This is a genomic window from Shewanella electrica, from assembly GCF_022321485.1.
GTDB classification, from domain to species: Bacteria; Pseudomonadota; Gammaproteobacteria; order Enterobacterales; family Shewanellaceae; genus Shewanella; species Shewanella electrica.
Window position 1 is genome coordinate 97,840 of record NZ_JAKOGG010000002.1, and the last position, 18,894, is coordinate 116,733.

General features: G+C 47.6%; 21 protein-coding genes. 17 read left to right on the plus strand and 4 right to left on the minus strand.

The genetic code is table 11. From position 1 onward, the window contains the following. Entirely contained in the window at window positions 1–1,296 is a 1,296-nt protein-coding gene (locus L9G74_RS03020) for a c-type cytochrome (protein WP_238894804.1), read from the plus strand. A 174-nt stretch (window positions 1,297–1,470) separates the two neighbouring features. Continuing rightward, complete coding sequence (locus L9G74_RS03025; protein WP_238894805.1) at window positions 1,471–1,998, plus strand: GNAT family N-acetyltransferase; 528 nt, start codon at window positions 1,471–1,473, stop codon at window positions 1,996–1,998. A 45-nt stretch (window positions 1,999–2,043) separates the two neighbouring features. Here the strand turns inward: L9G74_RS03025 and L9G74_RS03030 are convergent, their stop codons facing one another. Both L9G74_RS03030 and L9G74_RS03035 read right to left on the minus strand, forming a co-directional pair. After that, window positions 2,044–2,733, minus strand: coding sequence for a pirin family protein (locus L9G74_RS03030; RefSeq protein ID WP_238894806.1), 690 nt, complete (start codon window positions 2,731–2,733; stop codon window positions 2,044–2,046). 11 nt (window positions 2,734–2,744) lie between these two features. Further along, a complete protein-coding gene (locus L9G74_RS03035; protein WP_238894807.1) occupies window positions 2,745–3,185 on the minus strand; it encodes a DoxX family protein in 441 nt (146 codons plus the stop codon). A 148-nt stretch (window positions 3,186–3,333) separates the two neighbouring features. On the opposite strand from L9G74_RS03035, the gene L9G74_RS03040 reads away from it, so the two are divergent. The 10 genes from L9G74_RS03040 to L9G74_RS03085 all read left to right on the plus strand — a co-directional run bounded on the left by L9G74_RS03040 (window position 3,334) and on the right by L9G74_RS03085 (window position 10,185). Then, window positions 3,334–4,263 carry a LysR family transcriptional regulator gene (locus tag L9G74_RS03040; protein ID WP_238894808.1) on the plus strand — a complete coding sequence of 310 codons (930 nt, stop codon included), beginning with the start codon at window positions 3,334–3,336 and terminating at the stop codon, window positions 4,261–4,263. A 311-nt stretch (window positions 4,264–4,574) separates the two neighbouring features. Continuing rightward, a complete protein-coding gene (locus L9G74_RS03045; RefSeq protein ID WP_238894809.1) occupies window positions 4,575–4,961 on the plus strand; it encodes a hypothetical protein in 387 nt (128 codons plus the stop codon). 80 nt (window positions 4,962–5,041) lie between these two features. After that, entirely contained in the window at window positions 5,042–5,428 is a 387-nt protein-coding gene (locus L9G74_RS03050) for a hypothetical protein (protein WP_238894810.1), read from the plus strand. Window positions 5,429–5,539: 111 nt separating this feature from the next. Next, entirely contained in the window at window positions 5,540–6,157 is a 618-nt protein-coding gene (locus tag L9G74_RS03055; RefSeq protein ID WP_238894811.1) for a hypothetical protein, read from the plus strand. An 85-nt stretch (window positions 6,158–6,242) separates the two neighbouring features. Continuing rightward, entirely contained in the window at window positions 6,243–6,707 is a 465-nt protein-coding gene (locus tag L9G74_RS03060) for a hypothetical protein (RefSeq protein ID WP_238894812.1), read from the plus strand. Window positions 6,708–6,949: 242 nt separating this feature from the next. Next, window positions 6,950–7,411, plus strand: a complete 462-nt coding sequence (locus L9G74_RS03065; protein ID WP_238894813.1) for a hypothetical protein — start codon at window positions 6,950–6,952, stop codon at window positions 7,409–7,411. A gap of 73 nt (window positions 7,412–7,484) precedes the next feature. Further along, window positions 7,485–7,865 carry a hypothetical protein gene (locus L9G74_RS03070; RefSeq protein WP_238894814.1) on the plus strand — a complete coding sequence of 127 codons (381 nt, stop codon included), beginning with the start codon at window positions 7,485–7,487 and terminating at the stop codon, window positions 7,863–7,865. Window positions 7,866–8,052: 187 nt separating this feature from the next. Beyond that, a complete protein-coding gene (locus L9G74_RS03075) occupies window positions 8,053–8,370 on the plus strand; it encodes a hypothetical protein (RefSeq protein WP_238894815.1) in 318 nt (105 codons plus the stop codon). Window positions 8,371–8,960: 590 nt separating this feature from the next. Next, window positions 8,961–9,440 (plus strand): hypothetical protein, encoded by a 480-nt coding sequence (locus L9G74_RS03080; RefSeq protein ID WP_238894816.1) that lies wholly within the window; start codon window positions 8,961–8,963, stop codon window positions 9,438–9,440. A 205-nt stretch (window positions 9,441–9,645) separates the two neighbouring features. Beyond that, window positions 9,646–10,185: a hydrolase gene (locus L9G74_RS03085; RefSeq protein WP_238894817.1), complete on the plus strand. Its 540-nt coding sequence runs from the start codon at window positions 9,646–9,648 to the stop codon at window positions 10,183–10,185. A 104-nt stretch (window positions 10,186–10,289) separates the two neighbouring features. On the opposite strand, the gene L9G74_RS03090 is transcribed toward L9G74_RS03085, so the two are convergent. Next, on the minus strand, window positions 10,290–12,020 hold the full coding sequence (locus tag L9G74_RS03090) for a bifunctional metallophosphatase/5'-nucleotidase (RefSeq protein WP_238894818.1): 1,731 nt from the start codon (window positions 12,018–12,020) through the stop codon (window positions 10,290–10,292). A gap of 83 nt (window positions 12,021–12,103) precedes the next feature. After that, entirely contained in the window at window positions 12,104–13,177 is a 1,074-nt protein-coding gene (locus L9G74_RS03095) for a CNNM domain-containing protein (protein ID WP_238894819.1), read from the minus strand. Between the two features lie 223 nt (window positions 13,178–13,400). Here L9G74_RS03095 and rlmN point away from each other — a divergent pair, with 223 nt between their 5' ends. The 5 genes from rlmN (at window position 13,401) to hisS (ending at window position 18,892) form a co-directional block, all read left to right on the plus strand. Further along, window positions 13,401–14,522 carry a dual-specificity RNA methyltransferase RlmN gene (gene rlmN / locus L9G74_RS03100; protein WP_238894820.1) on the plus strand — a complete coding sequence of 374 codons (1,122 nt, stop codon included), beginning with the start codon at window positions 13,401–13,403 and terminating at the stop codon, window positions 14,520–14,522. 30 nt (window positions 14,523–14,552) lie between these two features. Continuing rightward, window positions 14,553–15,338 carry a type IV pilus biogenesis/stability protein PilW gene (pilW, locus tag L9G74_RS03105; RefSeq protein ID WP_238894821.1) on the plus strand — a complete coding sequence of 262 codons (786 nt, stop codon included), beginning with the start codon at window positions 14,553–14,555 and terminating at the stop codon, window positions 15,336–15,338. Then, window positions 15,338–16,327 carry a RodZ domain-containing protein gene (locus tag L9G74_RS03110; RefSeq protein WP_238894822.1) on the plus strand — a complete coding sequence of 330 codons (990 nt, stop codon included), beginning with the start codon at window positions 15,338–15,340 and terminating at the stop codon, window positions 16,325–16,327. The genes pilW and L9G74_RS03110 overlap by 1 nt, the downstream gene beginning before the upstream one ends. Window positions 16,328–16,381: 54 nt before the next feature. After that, window positions 16,382–17,494, plus strand: coding sequence for a flavodoxin-dependent (E)-4-hydroxy-3-methylbut-2-enyl-diphosphate synthase (ispG, locus tag L9G74_RS03115; protein WP_238894823.1), 1,113 nt, complete (start codon window positions 16,382–16,384; stop codon window positions 17,492–17,494). Between the two features lie 117 nt (window positions 17,495–17,611). Continuing rightward, the gene (gene hisS / locus L9G74_RS03120) at window positions 17,612–18,892 is read left to right on the plus strand and encodes a histidine--tRNA ligase (protein ID WP_238894824.1); all 1,281 of its coding nucleotides are present in this window, start codon (window positions 17,612–17,614) and stop codon (window positions 18,890–18,892) included. The last annotated feature ends 2 nt before the right edge of the window (window positions 18,893–18,894 follow it).

Below are 18,894 nucleotides of genomic sequence, written 5' to 3' on the forward strand. Positions count from 1 at the left end.
ATGAACAGTAAACTATCTTTATTGCTGCCAGCGCTGCTGCTGGTAGCTGCGCAAGCACAAGCTGCCGATGACGCTACTGTCGCCAAAGGTGAATACCTCTCACGGGCGGGTGACTGTATCGCCTGCCATACCGTTAAAGGTGGTCAACCTTTTGCCGGTGGCCTGCCAATTGAAAGCCCATTTGGCACTATCTATTCCACCAACATTACCCCAAGTAAAACCGCGGGGATTGGTAACTACACGCTGGAACAGTTTGACGATGCGGTGCGGCATGGTGAACGTGCCGATGGCAGTAATCTTTATCCCGCAATGCCATATCCTGATTACTCAGTGTTGAGTGATGCCGATGTGAAAGCGTTGTATGCCTACTTTATGCAAGGGGTGAAAGCGGTTGATAAAAAGGCGCCAGAAACCGATTTAAGTTTTCCGTTTAACCAGCGCTGGGGGTTAGGTATGTGGGACTTAGTGTTCGGCCATGACGATAGCTTTGAAGCGCATTCTGAAAATCCATTTATCAATCGTGGCGCTTACTTAGTGCAAGGCTTGGGACACTGCGGCAGTTGCCACAGTCCTCGTGGCGTTGCGTACCAAGAAAAGGCCTATGATGATACCGATGATGAGTTTCTTACTGGCGGCAAAGTTGGCATTTGGGAAGCGCCAAGCTTACGTGCCGGTAGTGGCACAGGCCCGTTGGTGAGTTGGGATAAGGCCGAAATTGTTGACTACCTTGCCAATGGCCGTAATGACCGCACCGCCGTTGGCGGTGAGATGACATCAGTGATTGAACACAGCTTAAGTTATCTCACTAAATCAGACTTAGAAGCCATTGCCGATTATCTGAAGTCACTGCCGGGAGAAGGCCAAGCGATCATGTTATCCGTCGATGCGACCGAGAAAACCGCTACCGAACTCAATAGCGCTAAGGTGGATATTAACTCCGGTGCGCGGATGTACTTGGATAACTGTGGCGCTTGCCACTTTACCCATGGTGAAGGTGCGCCACGCGTGTTCCCGCAACTTGATGGCAACTCGTTGATCAATGCCAAAGACCCAAGTGGTTTAATCCATGTGATTTTAGCGGGGGCACGTTTGCCGTCGACTAAAGGTGCACCTGAAGCCTTGGCGATGCCGGCATTCGGTTGGCGTTTGAATGATGACGAAGTTGCCAAGCTTGCTACCTTTGTCCGTCAAGCATGGAACAACCACGCTAGTGTCGTGACCGCTAAACAAGTGGCTGACGTACGGGCAACCATCTCCGCAGCGGAATTGAACGCGACTAAACCTACTCTGAATTAGGGCGTCGCGTTTTGATAAAAGCAGCCATTGGCTTAGGTTAACGGCTGCTTTTTTATGCGCGCTTGTTAAGCGCGGTTTATCAAGTGACAACCAGACGTTTTACACCGCTATTTTTGCTTGATTTTCATCGACTTTACTTTGAATATTACTGCGGTTTGATTACAGGGCAGAGCCATGCCGCTCAGTTACATTCACTATTCACATACACAACATCGGCACTACGCCGCGCAGATAGCCAAGATTTATCACCAAGCGGTTCAGGCGCAAGCAGGTGGCTTTTATAGTCAACAGCAATGTGATGCTTGGTCACGGGCACCGCGTTCGACCAAGTTTTGGCAACTGCGCCTCAAAGCTGCTGCTGTGTGGTTGGTACTCGATAACGCCGGCCAATGTATCGGTTTTATCCAAGTGGAAACCCGCTTTAAAGATCGCGGCTACGTCAGCTGTTTATATGTTGCACCTAAATACCAACGGCGCGGTATCGCCGCCGCGTTAATCGAGCAGGCAATACAGTGGGCGCGGGCGCAGCAATGGCCACGGCTCACGACCGATGCCTCGCTGCAATCTCATACCATCTTTTGCCGCTGTGGTTTCATCAAACGCTATAACAGCTATCAAGAAAAATGCGGCGTGCAGTTTCCGGGCATGTTGATGCAGTACAACTTAATGCCAACAACGGCGACGCTAAAAGAAAACGCATAGGCCGAGGCACTATGCGTTTTAGATAAAGTGACATTATTTAACGGCTTATGGCAGATCAAACCACAATGCTTCTACATCGCTGTTGGCGCTAAAGCTTGCCTGTGTTTGTGCTACCACCGTGGCACCATCACCGGCAGTCAAGGTGGTATCGTCCAACTGCAACTCACCTTTGATGACATGCACATAGTAGGTGCGGCCAGTATCTAACGTTTGTGATTGTTGCTCACCGCTAGCCAGTACCATGCGGGCTAACACCGCATCTTGTTTGATCTGCAATGTGTCATCACGACCATCCGGTGTTACCACTTCCGTTAACCAGGCTTTTTGCGCAAATTCGCGTTGTTGATAGCCGGGTTTGGTGCCCACTTGGTTTGGCTCAATCCAAATCTGTAGGAACTTCAACGGTGCACTGGCTGAGCCATTAAACTCACTGTGCATGATGCCTGTACCGGCTGACATCAGCTGAAACTCGCCTGCTGGCAGGGTCATCTCATGGCCGTAACTGTCTTTATGTTGGATCACACCTTCCGTTACGTAACTGATGATCTCCATGTCTCGGTGGCCGTGGGTATCAAAGCCGGCACTCGGGGCAACGGTATCGTCGTTAATCACTCGTAGCGCTGATACGCCCATAAATGCTGGATCATAATAACGTCCGAAAGAGAAAGTGTGTTTGCTTTGCAACCAACCAAAGTTAGCGTGGCCGCGGTCATTTGCTGCTCGAATAGTGATCATGATGTGACTCCTTAAAATTTACCGGCTAACCAGTTGTCTAGTGAAACTTTGCCTGCGCCAGAGATAATCAGCGACCCCGCGATTACCGCTAAGCTCAGCGCGTACTCGTAACCGTTGTTGGCCATAAACAAACCGTTATTGATATGCACGGTAAACAGCGCGACCAACATCGTAAAGGCGACGACTAAGGCGGCAGGGCGGATCAGCAAGCCTAATACTAAGAACAGACCGCCAAAGAACTCACCCGAGCCAGCGAGGAACGCCATCAATTCCCCCGGAGTAATACCGATGGATTCCATCCACTGTCCTGTGGCTGCCAAGCCATAGCCGCCGAACAGACCAAACAATTTTTGGCTACCGTGCGCCATTAAAATCAGGCCGACAGGCACACGTAGCAACAGTGGGGCGTAACCTGCGTTGTTTTGAACTAAGGTGTGGATGAACTTTTTCATGATGCTTTCCTCAATGATTTTGATAATACTTAATTCGCTGTGGGATGCTTTATCCCGTTCGTTGAAAGCAAGTTTAGGCTTGACGTTGTTGCTTGAAAATCGGAACATTTTGAACTTGAAATTCAAATAATTTGAATATGAGGATTTTATGTCCGCCATTTTGAACCTAGATGCACTTAAGGTACTGGATGCTATAGATAAAAAGGGCAGCTTTGCCGCGGCGGCGGAGTCGCTTTATCGGGTACCTTCGGCGCTCACCTACACAGTGCAAAAGCTGGAACAAGATCTCGGCAGCAAACTATTTGAACGACGCGGTACCCGCTCGGCGCTGACGCCCGCAGGCCAATTGGTGCTGCAAGAGGGAAGGGAAATCCTCGCCGCCGCAATGCGGTTAGAAGATGCGGTGCGCCAGTTGGAAACCGGCTGGGAAACCAGCATTTCGCTGGCGCTGGATACGGTATTGGCTGACTCACCGCTGTTTGGCGCTATTGCCGAGTTTTCCAATCTGGGTAAGCAAGTCACCATCAATGTAAGTAAAGAGGCATTAGGTGGTGGCTGGGATGCGCTGTATTCCAAACGGGCAGATATTGCCATTGGTGTGTCTGGTGAACTGCCGCGCGGCCAATATGAGATTGCCGAGCTAGGGCAGGTGGAATTTGTCTTTGCCGTAGCAGCACAACACCCATTGGCACAACAAAGGTTTGCAACAGATTTATCAGCAAATGACGCGGGCGTGATCCCCATGTCGGCGTTATTGGCCTATCCCGCTGTCGTTGTGGCCGACAGTTCGGTGTCGTTAAGTCAGCGCTCCAGCGGCTTGTTCGCCAGTCGGCAGGTAATCCGCGTATCGTCGATGCCCGATAAAATCAGCATGCAACAGCGTGGCATCGGTATCGGCTTTTTACCGAAACACCTGATCACTGATGAGTTAGCCAGCGGCGAATTAGTCATGCGACAGGTAGAAAAGCCCCGCGGCAAGCTACCACTCTATATGGCGTGGCGCAAAGGCGAACAGGGCAAAGCGCTAGCGTGGTTTGTTGAGCGGCTGAAAAATGCGGATTGGGGCTTAGGTGCATAGCGATCTATCGCGATAGCAAAACTGGCTCCCATGTAGGAATATTGAAAATATCACCACATCGGTTGGTATTTCGCCGATATTCGTGCGCATTTCTCCAGTGATACCGAATGAAAATGTTTTAAAATCATACAACTAGGATTTTGCGGTCGAGATAATAGCTTTGGGAAACACGCATGCTCATTTTTGTTGGTGGTATATCGGCCGAAAAGCTGATAACTTCTTAGCAATACAAGGAGTTAACTGTGCGTTTTTACTGGTTTTATCTGATAAATGCGTATGCGCACGAATAGAATGTTAGATGGCAGGAAGCTATGCGATTAATTGTCACAATTTCACTCATATTTCTAGCTGGTTGTGCCGACCTTAAATACCAGCCTGAAGAGGGGCTCGTAAAAATAGAGGTTCAGAAATTAGTAAATACAGAAAATTGCAGTGGTAAAGGCATTCGTGCATATTCGGCTAAAAGCTCTAACAAACGTTATTTGCTAGATAACGAGATATTTTATGTATCTCCCGGTAACTGGGAAATTACTTATTACCCAACCTATGAAGAATTACAAAAAGGTGTGTGTGAAGAAATGGAAATGCTGATAATTCATGGCGAATACACTATTTCCCATGAATTTAAACAAGGTTTCAGTTACTTCATCTACCTAAACAAAGAACGTGACGCAGGCATAAAGGAAAATGCCATATAACAAGTTGCAGTATACGGATAAACTACTCGCTGTGCTCCTAATTTAGCGATGAGCAAGGCGTTATGTGTTAAAGAGGAAAAATGACCGTTCATATCAGTACAGCAACAGTTTTCGCTTATGAAAATCGAAACAATAAAATGAACCTTCATTTTAACCCCATGGTTAATTTCGAAGGCTGCTGGAAGTTTCCGTCGGGTTATCTAGAGAATGTACGTTGGGAGATAAAATCTGATGTATTCGGAAATCATATGTTTGATTGTGCAATTAGTGGGTCTTCATTGCTCGAAAGCGCATTAAACGGAAATGTTCTTGAGTTTCATTTAACGGTTAAGGATGTTCCTTTTGCTTATGATAATTCAGCTTGCTGGATAAAATTTACGGCGACACTCAATTCTCATGTTTATCGTGAGTTTCACAAAGAGTTTTGGGGTGTAGTTAAAACAAGGTGGTCAAAAGGCTTACGTTAACGATGCATTACAAAGCGTTTAAGAGCGCGCAACGCGTGCCGGTTTCGATTTGCTTAATTTTTGCACATATGACGTCACGCCTTAATGCGGCGATAGCGGTCCAAGGAAACTATGGAATTTAAAGAAGATTTAGAATCAAAGTCTGCACCAAAAATCAAGAAAGCTGCTGCTAAAATTTCCAAAGGGAAGATTGAAGGATATGAATCGCTTTTGCTTTCTTCTCTAACATTGTTGATTCAGAAACCAAAATCTTGGCAGGCACAATCAGAAGTCATAAAAGCGATAGGTATAACAGGTACTAAAAAGTCGCTACCGTACCTGAAAGAGCTTTCGAAACAAGAGTTCAAGTCAACGGTGTTGTATCGGGATTTAGCGTTTTCTATATGCCTCCTCGAAGATATGTCTGAAGGTCAGCTCAATTATACGACTAGCATCCTAGATACCTCGAATGACCTATTGCTTGCAGGGGCTTGTGCCGCAATTCTGTTCTCAGGCTATACCCCTAGTTCTGACGACATTGTGAAAATTGTCGAATCAGTTGTAGACCGAGATCAGAATGAAGGTCAAGTGATAACGTCTAGGTGCTATATAGCTGCAGCTTGCTATTCTTGGCCTGCTGAATTAACAACTAGCTTTCTAAAAAAATGCGCAGATTCGTCATGGTCTGGCTTGGCTGAAATAGCCAGTGATTCTTTGGCGGGTATAAAGAGTAAATATGTACTTATCTAGTCCACCATTTAACCAGCGCATGTTGTCGGACTAGTGTTCCGCGGCGCTCCAAACCAGCCGCAACTGTGGTCATTAGGCATTTAAAATGAACTTTGAGCAAGTTAGTAATTCAGAAATACACAGCATCGTTGCTCCGATTGTCGAATCGTGTCTCCAAAACCAAGGTTTTGAAAGCCATTCAAACTTAAAGTGGGTTAAGTGCCATAACGAACCAATTCGATTGATATTTGAGTTGTTTCTATGGAAAGGTGGGATGGTAGCTCCACGTATTTCAATTTCTCTTGATTTTGTTCCTCATGTATCTGGCAGCTCAGTAAAATGGCACAGAACAAACAAGTCAGCACAACCTGATCTTATTTACGATATTTATGACCGAACTCTTGAGTTTTCTTACCATCAAGGAGCAGCCACTATCAAAGATAAAGCTCCACAAGTAATACCTCATGCTATAGTGAAGGCAAAAGAGTTTTGGGCTACATGTTCAGCAGAAAATCAGCTTTTGGCGGCTTTCGATAAACTGAAGCATTACTACGATAAAGGCCATCCCTGATGGGCGATCAAAGTATCGAATGTATACTCCTCACGAGCTTGCATTATCTTTTGTGTTAGCAAGAGCTGGGAAATCAGAATAGGCGCTAAGTTTGTTCGAGCAAAATGAAGGTAGGTACAAACCTACTGTTCAAAACAAACTTAGAGGTTTACTTCTGGAGGCAGTCAATGCCTAACAAGGCACTCAAGCAAGGGCAAATTTTCCGCTGAGCAAGGCGTTAAGCATCAAGGAGAGTGCACCCTATGTGGGGAGAACTTCATGAAGAAAAAGAAATAATAATTTCCCTGTGCAAAACCATGGAAGCCGGGAAGGCCAACCGATTGTTTCGCGAGCTAGGGGCTGAGCTGCACTATGATGTTTATGATTTCCCCGCAGCTAGCTACGAGAGCTGGCAATCTGAATCATTGCTTCACGTTACCTTATTTTGCAATGGCAAAGAGGTCGATGCCCAAGACAACTTTAATGGTATTTCGTTAGCTTTTCCTTTTGCTGTTCGGCCCAGCTCAGACCAACAAAAAGCGTTAAACCTTATTAGTCAGGTAATCGCAAAATTTAATGGTGTGGCTACTTATCAAGAGCAAGAGTATTCAGTCTCTCTTGTTCAAACTGATTGGGATTCGTGCAATGATTTTCTTCTCAAAGAATGGGGCGAAGAGCCAGGGAGTCAATCATTGGCAATCATGATCGCGGAAAATTACGCTTAACAAGGCGAAGCAGCGGATTCGCTTCGCTGTTTGCGGCGTTATATGAGAAAAGAGAATGAACAGAGGAATATAAATGTCGGTTAAACCATATGATAAAAAGGAAGTTCGTAACATTGTGGCCTTATATTGGAAGGTATTTCCTGAGCCGCCGACTAAAAACTCTCAGATTTATCTGAATGAAGATGCGGTTATGTGGGACGGTTATCTCGATAGTGTTGAAGAGCTTAGAGAGCTATTTTCTAATCTGTTCCGCTTTTCTCAGGATAAAGAAGAGACTGACATAAAAAAGGCTCAGGAGCTTGGCGGAACAGATAATCTAAATATAAAGCAGTTGGCATTCTTTATTACTGATATCTTAGTTCACGAAAAGACGCATCAAGGTTTATTCTCTATGATGCTCAAGAACGGAGTCGTAGAACGGGTCATACAGCGCCTTGAAGTGCTATTAAGGTAATTCTATTAACTCTGATGTATAAACAAGTTAATCACATAATAAGGCAATCTACGTGTAGCTGGTCATTGATTGGGTATTAGGCAGCATGGTTGAAACACTTAAAGTACGTGACGACTATATCGAACAAATTCGTTACTCAAATCCTAGTGAAATGTTATGTGTTAGTAAATGATAAGGAGATCTGGTAGTGAAAGCTGAAATCTTGAATGGGCAAGCAATCAATATAAGTTCTCTAGAGGAATTGACTAGGTTAGTTCCAAATTGTTACAGCGGAGTAGGCTTAAATTATGGTCAGGGGGAAGGGCAAGTAAAAATTTTGGATACGGTATGGGGTTTTTATCTAAATTCTGAATACAATTATTACCTCCAATTTGAAGAGGGTTCTCTTGAATTGTCGAAATTTATTGATATGGTCAACGCTATTCAGTCTCACCTACAAAAGTTGTTTGGTAATGATTTGGTACTGAAAGTTGAAGGCATGTTTAATGGTCAAGGCGATATATGAGCGCAGGCACATAACAAAAACATGCAACAAGACCTGTAGCCTACGCATATTTGTCACTTATGTTGGCGTTAGACAACGATATCACCCTAGATTTGATGTGAAATTAAATGAAAAATTATTTTGAGAGTCCGCTGGCGGTCCGTTACGGCCCCAAACCACGGCATTAAGTGTAAGTTGAGATATGAAATACCAAAGCATAGAAGAGCACCTAGTTGCAGAATTTGGCTTCGATCAGTATCAAGTATCTGATCGGGCGGCTCGTCATCGGGAAGAAGTCCTAAATAGTGACGTTTGCGGTTGTTTCATGTGCCAAGAAAACTTTCCTCCGAGCGAGATACACCGCTGGACTGATAACGATCAAACGGCCTGTTGTCCAAGGTGCGACATGGGCAACGTGGTCGTTGGTTCAGCCTCTGGTATGCCTGTGACTAATAATGAGTTTCTAAGTTTGGTTGGGGCACACTGGTCGTGAACACACGCAACAAGGCATTGCTGCATTACGGCCGTGCCAGTGGATTCGCGGACGAGCGCCGCACATTGCAGCGCCGTCAATTCTTGGAAGGCGGCATTAACATAACGGAGAGGCTTAGGTGAAATCGATATTGTGTTTAACAGGTTTATTGGCTGCTTGCTTCCCAGTCTTTGGGCAGGCGCTTTGTGGCGTGGAAGACAAGGTAGTTTTCTCTTGTGAAATTGGCCATAAAAATGTGTCTGCTTGCCTGACTCCAAACGCATCGGTCAACTATTTATATGGCACTAAAGATAAAGTTGAACTTAGCTTAAATTCTCCAGTTTTTAGCTCAGCAGCGTGTTCTGGCGGTGGCATAAGTCGACTACGGTTTCAAAATGGCAACTACAGTTACATTGTTTACGATGTTATGTGTAACGCAGAGAGCATTGGTGAGGGCCAGTGGAGCAAAACAGATTATGCAGGGTTAATCGTGCTCAATAGCGATAAAGTTATTGTTAATAATGACTGTACTGGTTTCGCAGATGGTGTACTTGGTGTCAACTCCAGTCTGTTGCCCGAAAATGTGGAACGTGAAGACTTTAATTACCAGATACCGTAATACGACTAACTGTTTAACTGTGAGTTACAACGTGAGCAGACGATACGTTAGGTATTGTGGTTAAGGTACTGGAACTGATATTGCGTTGTTCACTGCTACGATGAAAAAGCCGCTTCTCAACATAGAACGCGGCTTTTCATCATCCAACAGCCAATCAACTTTGCCGCTAGCAAAGCGTCATCACGAGGTTAACAAGGGAGGCTGTATGCTGACTAAGGAAACAACGGGCCTGATTATCATCGATGTTCAAGGCAAGTTAGCCCGCTTGGTATCGCACAGTGATGCGGTGATCTCAAACTGCGCAAAATTAGTGAAAGGTGTGCAAGCGCTGGGCTTACCGATAGTTTGGCTGGAGCAAAATCCAGATAAATTAGGGCGAACGGTCGATGAGTTGCGCTCACTGCTCGGCCAGCAACAGCCCATCACCAAGTTCACCTTTGATGGTTGCGGTGAGCCTGCTTTTACGGCGGCGATACAAGCGACCGGCAAAACCTCTTGGCTGATTTGTGGCATTGAAACGCATATCTGCGTTTATCAAACCGCGAGCCAGTTGCAACAACTGGGCTATGAGCTGCATCTGCTGGTTGATTGTGTGTCGTCCCGAGAGCAAGCAAATAAAGAACTCGCCATTCGCAAATTGGCAGCCGCTGGGGTTGAGTTAACCAGTCTAGAGATGTGCCTTTATGAATTGGTGAAAGATTGTCGAGCGCCAGAGTTCAAAGCAATCCTTAATTTAATCAAATAGCATAAAAGCGTGGTTGAGTAGGGCTCTTGAGTCATCGGCCAACGCGCTCATGCAAAAAGCCGCTTCTCAACAAAGAAAGCGGCTTTTCATCATTTTACTGCCCATTAGCTATTACGATGGCTGATGTAATTGACCATCGGCATGGCGGGTTCTAACGGAATATCGTGGCTCAGCATGCGAATAAATGCGCCGGGCAGGGTGACATGTTCCAAAGATTGCTGCCAGTCCGCCAATAGCAACGCGTCGTATCCCTCTTTACCGCTGGTGGTGTAGCTAGTGGACACGCCAACATAAAGCTCGCTCGACTCAACCAACTGCCACAGGCCATTATCTTTGAGCAATTCCAGTTTGACGATGCGTTCGCCCAGTGGCTGACGGCCGTCGTAGAAATAACGCAAGCGGTGCGTGTACGGAAAACTGCCCGCGCCAGTGCCAATCACACTGTTATTGGTGGCTTCGTTGATGGCGGATTCCAGCACTTGTTGCAGATAATCGCCGCGAATTTGATAACACACTAACGGCAGATCAAATGGCAGCAATCGCCCCATAATATCGCCGAGGGTGACTTGGCCTTGTTCGAGCGATTGGCGCACGCCGCCTGCGTTGTGCAGAGCAAAATCCAACTTTTGCAGCTGTTCACGCGCCGCTAAAAACATGCTTTGGCTGACCAAGGGCGCAATCTCGCTGCCGTGCGGCAAACGTTGGCTGGGCAGGCGAGTGTGTGCCAGTGTGCGTGGCACCATGGCTAACACTTGCTGCTCCATCGAACTCAGCGCGGGGCGGAATTCGGTATCGATAATCGCTTTAAGCTGTTCGTCTTGTTCATCCCACAAAATGCCGGGGTGTTGATGCAGCAGCTCGGTGGCATCGCGATAATCTTGCTCCGTCGCTGGCGTATCGCCACTCAACATAAAGTGACGGTCAAGCAGCAAACAGCTGCTGCCGTTGAGTTCGGTGACCTTGCCATGTTCATCAAAACTGAGTTCGGCAATGCCCAAAGCTTCACTGTGTTTGCCCGCTTGCAGCACTGGCACGCCGTTAATGCGTTCGCCATAGGGCACGCACGGCAGGCCAAATTGGTTAAAGTCGCCCATCAAGGTGTGGGTGTGGCCGCCAACAATCACGCTGATGCCTGCCACTTCTTCGGCCAAACGTTGATCCATGTCGTAGCCGAGGTGGCTCAGCACCACGATATGATCGATGCCTTGCTGCTTGAGATGTTGGATGGTGTTGGCCACGGTGGCGAATGCGGGTTGGAATTCGGTGTCGGGATCAGGGCGTGCCACGCGGCGCATTTGATCTAGCGTGATGCCGATAATCGCTATCTGCCGATCATAAAATGGTTTAATCAGGCATTGGCCCAATCCGCTGGCATTATCAAAATGCAGCAGGTTAGGCAGTGGCGCTAGCGCATCTTCCTTATCTGCTGCTTCGGCGGATAAATCCATATTGGCGGCCATGACAGGGAAGCTCACTTTGCTAATAAAGTTGGCTAAGGTGGCGTTACCATCATCGACATCATGGTTACCAATCACCATGGCATCAGGTTGCAGATATTCCAGCACGCGGGCGTTGGCTTGGCCTTTAAAATGGCTGTAAAACAGCGTGCCGTGGAAACAATCGCCGCCATGTAGAAACAACATCTCCCGCGCTTGTTGCTTAGCTTGTTCACGCAGTCGTTGCACTTGCGTGGCGATACGGCAATAGCCTCCCGTGTGTGCAGCAAGGGAAAACTGATGTTGACCGAGTTGGACTTTGAGTCTGACGAGACTGGCATCAAAGTGGGAATGGGTATCGTTGATATGGGCGAGTGTTAAACGGTAATTCATGGACATCCTCTTCGCTAGAGCAGTGATTGTACACTCGCACAGCAAGAGAACAAGGGAAGCCGAGTGACTTCCCTTAATGATGTGTTGGATTATTGCTGCGGTAACTCAGCGTTGTCAGCATCTTCAGACAAGCGAATGCCTTTGTCTTTCATGCGGCGTTTCCACAAGTTACGGGCTAGTTGCTGCATGTCGGTGGCGGGGTCGTTGATGTCAACAATCTCTAGGCCGAGCAGAGATTCGATAATGTCTTCTAGCGTGACGACACCGAGGCCGCTGCCGTATTCATCAACCACTATCGCAATCTGCGTGTTTCGTTTGATCATCATTTCAAACAGCGGCAGCAGTTTGGCACTTTCTGGCACCACTAATAAGCTGTGCTTCAGTTCGCCAATGGTTAGCTGCGGTTGCTGCGGCGCTTCTAACAAAATGTCGGTGCGATTCACGTAGCCGATCACATTGTCATGTTCACCTTCATAGACTGGAATACGGGCAAACGGTTGTTGGCGATGTTGCTCGGCAAATTCGCTCAACGTCATTTCGACGGGCAGCGAAAATACCACGGTGCGCGGTGTCATGATGGCTTGGGCCGAGATGTCCCGCGCTTTTAGCATCTGCGTTAAAATCTTGCTTTCTTGTTTGTTTAACTCGCCAGATTCTAAGCCGATTGCCGCCATGGCGCTGATCTCTTGCCGTACATACTGGCCCGAGTCGCCTTTACCAATTAAACGGGTGACCTTGTTTGACATCCAAATCAATGGTCGCGTCAGGCGTTCCATCCACAATAATAACAGTGACACCATCGGCGCTAAGCTACGCCAGTAGTTGGCTCCGATGGTTTTAGGAATGATTTCGGAAAAAAACAGGATCAAAAAGGTCAGCACACCGGAGAACACCCCGAGCATCTCATCACCAAACACTTTGGCTGCTTGAGCACCAGCGACGGCGGCACCGACAGTATGAGAAATCGTATTGATGGTAAGAATGGCAACTAAAGGCGATTCAACGTTGTCTTTTTGTTGTGCCAGTCGGTCGGCGGCTGCCGGATTTTGCTGGCGTAAGGTCGCAATATAACTCGGGGTTACTGACAGCAGCACCGCTTCAAATACGCTACATAAAAACGAGAAGCTCAGTGCCACTAACACAATCACAATAAGGGTAAACATGAGGGGGAGAATTACACCTCCAAAATCAGGCTAACATTGGCCCAGCCGCAGGGTAACACGGCAGTCATGATTCGAAGCTTAATTTGTCCCGTTGATGAGGTGTGTATGGTCAAACCTTGCCCAGCAAAAGACTGAGGTGCACACTGGGATATTACTGGCACAACAGGGGGGCAATCTGTATAATTCGCCGCCCTGTTGCAGGTTTTGATGTTGAGGAACAGTAATGAGCGACAATAAACTCAATTTGCTCGATTATGATCGTAAAGCGTTACGTGAGCTATTTGCCGAATGGGGTGAAAAGCCGTTTCGCGCCGATCAGCTAATGAAGTGGATCTATCACTTTGGTGTAAGTGACTTCGAGCAGATGACCAACATCAATAAAAAACTGCGTGAAAAACTGGCGGCCAATTGTGAAATTGTCGCGCCAGAGATTTCTCAGTATCAAAAATCTACCGACGGTACCATCAAGTTTGCTATCAACGTTGGCGACGGCCAAGAAGTAGAAACGGTGTATATTCCTGAAGAAGACCGCGCCACCTTGTGTGTGTCTTCACAAGTGGGTTGTGCGCTGGAATGTACCTTCTGCTCTACCGCTCAGCAAGGCTTTAACCGTAACTTGAAAGTGTCGGAAATCATCGGCCAGATCTGGCGTGTATCGCAATTTTTGGGTTTCCAGAAAGACACTGGCGACCGTCCTATCACCAACGTGGTGATGATGGGCATGGGCGAACCCTTGCTGAACTTGGCGAACGTGATCCCCGCAATTGAGATCATGTTGGATGATTACGCGTTTGCATTATCAAAACGCCGCGTCACCATTTCTACTTCAGGTGTGGTTCCAGCGCTCGACAAATTGGGTGAATCATTGGATATCGCGTTGGCGGTCAGTATCCACGCGCCAAATGATGAATTGCGTGATGTGTTAGTTCCCATCAACAAAAAGTACCCATTAAAAGAGTTTTTGGCGGCGATTCAACGATATATCGCCAAGACCAACGCTAACCGTGGCCGCGTAACACTGGAGTATGTGATGCTCGATCACATCAACGACAGTACCGATCAAGCCCATGAGTTAGCCCAGTTAATGAAAGACACGCCGTGTAAAGTTAACCTGATCCCGTTTAACCCTTATCCGGGGTCTCCTTACGGTCGTTCATCGAATTCGCGTATTGACCGTTTCTGCAAAGTGCTGATGGATTACGGCTTAACTGTGATTGTGCGTAAGACCCGTGGCGACGATATCGATGCGGCGTGCGGACAGTTGGCGGGTGACATTCGTGACCGTACTAAGCGTTTAGCAAAAAAACAAATGCAACAGAACCAAATATCGGTCACAATGAAATAACTTTTGTTACTCAAATTCATAGGTTTACCGATGAAGCATGGATTGCCCGGTATTCTCTTGCTAGCAGTGGCATGTTCGCAGCTTGGCGGATGTGTCACTGAACGCACGTATGCCGGAACTGATACGCCTGTTGCTGAACGCAAATTTGACCGTACCTCTGCGGCATTAGAACGTAGCCAGCTTGGGTTGGCATACCTACGCAAAGGCGATAGCGAACAAGCGAAAATCAACCTCGATAAAGCGATGCAATACGCTCCAGAAATGGAACAAGTGAACGTTGCCATGGCTTACTACTACGAAAGCGTCGGTGAAACCCAAAAAGCGGAAGACACCTATGACCGCGCCATCGACACCCTAGATACGACGGGTGATGCTGCCAATAATTTCGGCGTATTTTTGTGCAAACAAGGTAAATACGAGAAATCTGAGCGAATGTTTCTACGCGCTATCAGCAATAACAAATATACTCGTACCGCTTCCAGTTATGAAAACCTCGGCATCTGCATGCGTAAAGCGGGTGATAACGACAAAGCCAAACGCTATTTTTCGATGGCGCTTAAATATGAGCCACATCGACGTGTCGCGTTGTTAGAAATGGCACAATTGGAAGTTGAGAGTAGAAATTTCACTGCCGCCAAGCTGGTGTTGCAGCAATACAATAAGGTGGCTACCATGTCTGCGGAGAGTTTAGCCACTGCCATTAAAATAGAAAATGGACTCGGTGATGTTGAAGCCGCCAAACGCAACGGAGTGTTGTTACTGGCGAAGTTTCCTAGTTCACCACAAGCCAAAGCATATCGGACCCAGATGCACTGATGACTGAATTTCAAAATAACAGCGACAAGGAAGAACAAAAGTCAGAAGCAACACATGAGCACAAGGACATGCTCGGCGCAGTGCTGCAACAAGCACGTGAAGCCAAAAAATTTACTACCGCAGAAGTCGCTACTCGGCTTCATTTGCGTAATGTAGTGGTGGAAGAAATTGAGAGAGATGATTTTAGTAACATCTCCTCAGCGACTTATGTACGCGGTTACGTGCGTAACTATGCACGATTGGTAGAAGCCGATATCCGTCTTATTGAAGAATGCCTAGCACGGCAAGTACCCACCGTTGCCTCACCTCACATGCAGAGCTTTTCACGCAAAACAACCTTAGAAAAGCGTGATACTCACTGGATGTGGTTAACCTATTTCATCGTTATTGTGTCTATTGCTCTCGCTGTGTGGTGGTGGGTGCAAAAGCCAGCGTCTGTGGACGAAAGCCTGTCAAAACCCACCATCGAAGAGTTACAAGCGCCCAATGACGCGAATGACAACACGACGATTCAACCCACCAGACGTGACATCATTTCTGACAACAGCAGTGCCGATGAAACTTCGGCTACTGCTGCCATTGATACCCCAGCAACCGCAAGCGACGTAACTAGCACCGCAGCACCAGTTGCACCAGCTAACACCGACCTTGAAACTGCCAATGCTACAGCGGTTGACGCCGCTCCAGCGGTGACAACTGCGACCGCATCAGACAACAGCGCAGTAGGGGCGACCGCCGATATTTCCCAAAGCACTATCGATCTCGTGTTGTCAGGTGATTGTTGGATTAAAGCCACTGATGCCAACGGTCATGTGATGATCGATGGCCTGAAAACGGCGGGCCAACAAATACAAGTCGCAGGTATTCCGCCTATCAGTATTATATTAGGTGCTCCGCAAGTGGTTACTTTGAAGTACAATGGCGCCAATGTGAGCCTTGATGGCTATAAAGCAGGCCGCGTTGCGCGTCTGACCTTGCCGCAAGCCTAATCATCAACCCAATTCTACGCCGGCATTGACCGGTCACGAACCAGAGTTATTACGATGTACAGTGAATCTCCTATCAAACGTCGTCCTTCCAGCCGGATTTATGTAGGCAATGTTCCCATTGGTGATGGTGCACCGATTGCCGTGCAGTCGATGACCAACACCCGTACGACCGATGTTGAAGCGACCCTGAAACAGATCCACGCGTTAGAGCGTGTTGGCGCCGATATCGTGCGTGTATCTGTACCAACAATGGATGCAGCCGAAGCATTTAAGCTGATTAAGCAGCAAGCCAATTTGCCGTTAGTGGCCGATATCCATTTTGATTACCGTATCGCCTTAAAAGTAGCGGAATACGGCGCCGATTGCTTGCGCATCAACCCGGGTAATATCGGTAACGAAGAACGTATCCGCCAGGTGGTGGACTCAGCGCGCGAGCACAATATTCCCATCCGCATTGGTGTGAACGGCGGCAGTCTTGAAAAAGACTTGATGGACAAATACAAAGAGCCAACGCCGGAAGCACTGCTGGAATCGGCCATGCGCCATGTGGATATTCTTGATCGCCTTAACTTCGACCAGTTTAAAGTGTCAGTAAAGGCGTCGGACGTATTCCTCGCAGTAGACGCTTATCGTCTGCTGGCAAAACAGATCAAACAACCGCTGCACTTAGGTATTACCGAAGCGGGCGGCGCACGTGCAGGTTCAGTGAAATCTGCCGTGGGGCTGGGCATGTTGCTGGCTGAAGGTATCGGTGACACTATCCGTATCTCATTGGCGGCTGATCCGGTTGAAGAGATTAAAGTCGGCTTCGATATTCTCAAGTCACTGCGTATCCGTTCTCGCGGTATTAACTTTATTGCTTGCCCATCATGCTCGCGCCAAGAGTTTGATGTGATAGGTACCGTTAACGCGCTGGAGCAACGCCTTGAAGACATTATCACCCCAATGGATGTATCGATTATTGGCTGTGTGGTGAATGGTCCCGGTGAAGCGTTGGTATCTAACCTCGGCTTAACAGGCGGCAACAATAAAAGTGGTCTTTACGAAGATGGCGTTCGCCAAAAAGAACGCCTAAATAACAACGACCTGATCGATGCATTAGAAGCTAAGATCCGCGCTAAAGCCGCGACCTTATCTCAACGTATTGACGTGCAGCAGGGCGAATAAATATCAAAAGCTGATGAATGTGAGATGCCTAGCCTTTGGCGGTTTTGAGTTTAGCGTTGAACCGCCTATAATGCTGGCATTTTTGATTTTCCGGCGCGAAATAAAACGAGTTTAACAGTGGCAAAACAGATCCAAGCGATTCGCGGCATGAACGATATTCTGCCGACCCAAAGCCCCGTATGGCAGAAAGTTGAAGCCGTGTTACGTGCTTCAGTAGCCTCCTTCGGATACAGTGAAATCCGTACTCCTATCGTAGAAAGTACCGATCTTTTCAAGCGTTCAATCGGTGAAGTAACTGATATCGTTGAAAAAGAGATGTACACCTTTGCTGACCGTAACGGCGACAGCTTAACCCTACGTCCAGAAGGTACCGCCTCAACTGTGCGTGCCGGTAACGAACATGGCTTGCTGTATAACCAAGAACAACGTTTATGGTATATCGGCCCGATGTTCCGTCACGAACGTCCGCAAAAAGGCCGTTATCGTCAATTCCACCAATTCGGTGTGGAAGTTTACGGCATTGCCTCGGCTGAAATTGACGCTGAAGTGTTGATGTTATCAGCTTCTTTGTGGCAAAAGCTGGGTCTGACTGACCATGTAACTTTAGAGTTGAACACCTTAGGCGATAACCACGAGCGTGCGGCATATCGCGACGCGTTAGTTGCCTTCTTGGAACAACACAAAGACAAGCTGGATGAAGACAGCCAACGCCGTATGTACAGCAATCCGCTGCGCGTGTTGGACAGTAAAGACCCACAAGTGCAAGCCTTGCTGGCCGATGCGCCTGCGCTGGCTGATTACCTGCAAGATGAATCAAAGGCACATTTTGCTCGCCTGTGTGAACTACTTGAAGCCGTTGGTATCGAATACAAGGTTAATCCACGCTTGGTGCGCGGTTTGGACTATTACAACCGCACCGTATTTGAGTGGGTGACAGACAGTTTAGGCGCTCAAGGCACAGTCTTGGCCGGTGGTCGTTACGATGGTCTAGTGGGCCAGCTTGGCGGCAAAGATACCCCAGCCGTGGGTTTTGCCATGGGCTTAGAACGTATCGTGCTATTGCTCGAAACTTTAGGTTTAAATGACGATGTTGCCGCTACGGTGGATGTCTACGTCACGGCCATGGGCGATAGTTGCGTAGCTGCTGCGATGAAAGTGGCGCAAGAGCTGCGTCAAGCACTGCCAAACCTGCGGGTGATGAGTCACTGTGGTGGCGGTAACTTTAAGAAACAGATGAAACGTGCTGATAAGAGCGGCGCTGCTTATGCGCTGATTATCGGAGAAAATGAACTGGCTGCCAATCAAGTGGTCGTAAAGACATTGCGTGATGATAGCGAACAGCAGACAGTTGAGCGTGCAGCATTGGCAACGTATTTAGCAGACCATATTCAAAAATAATT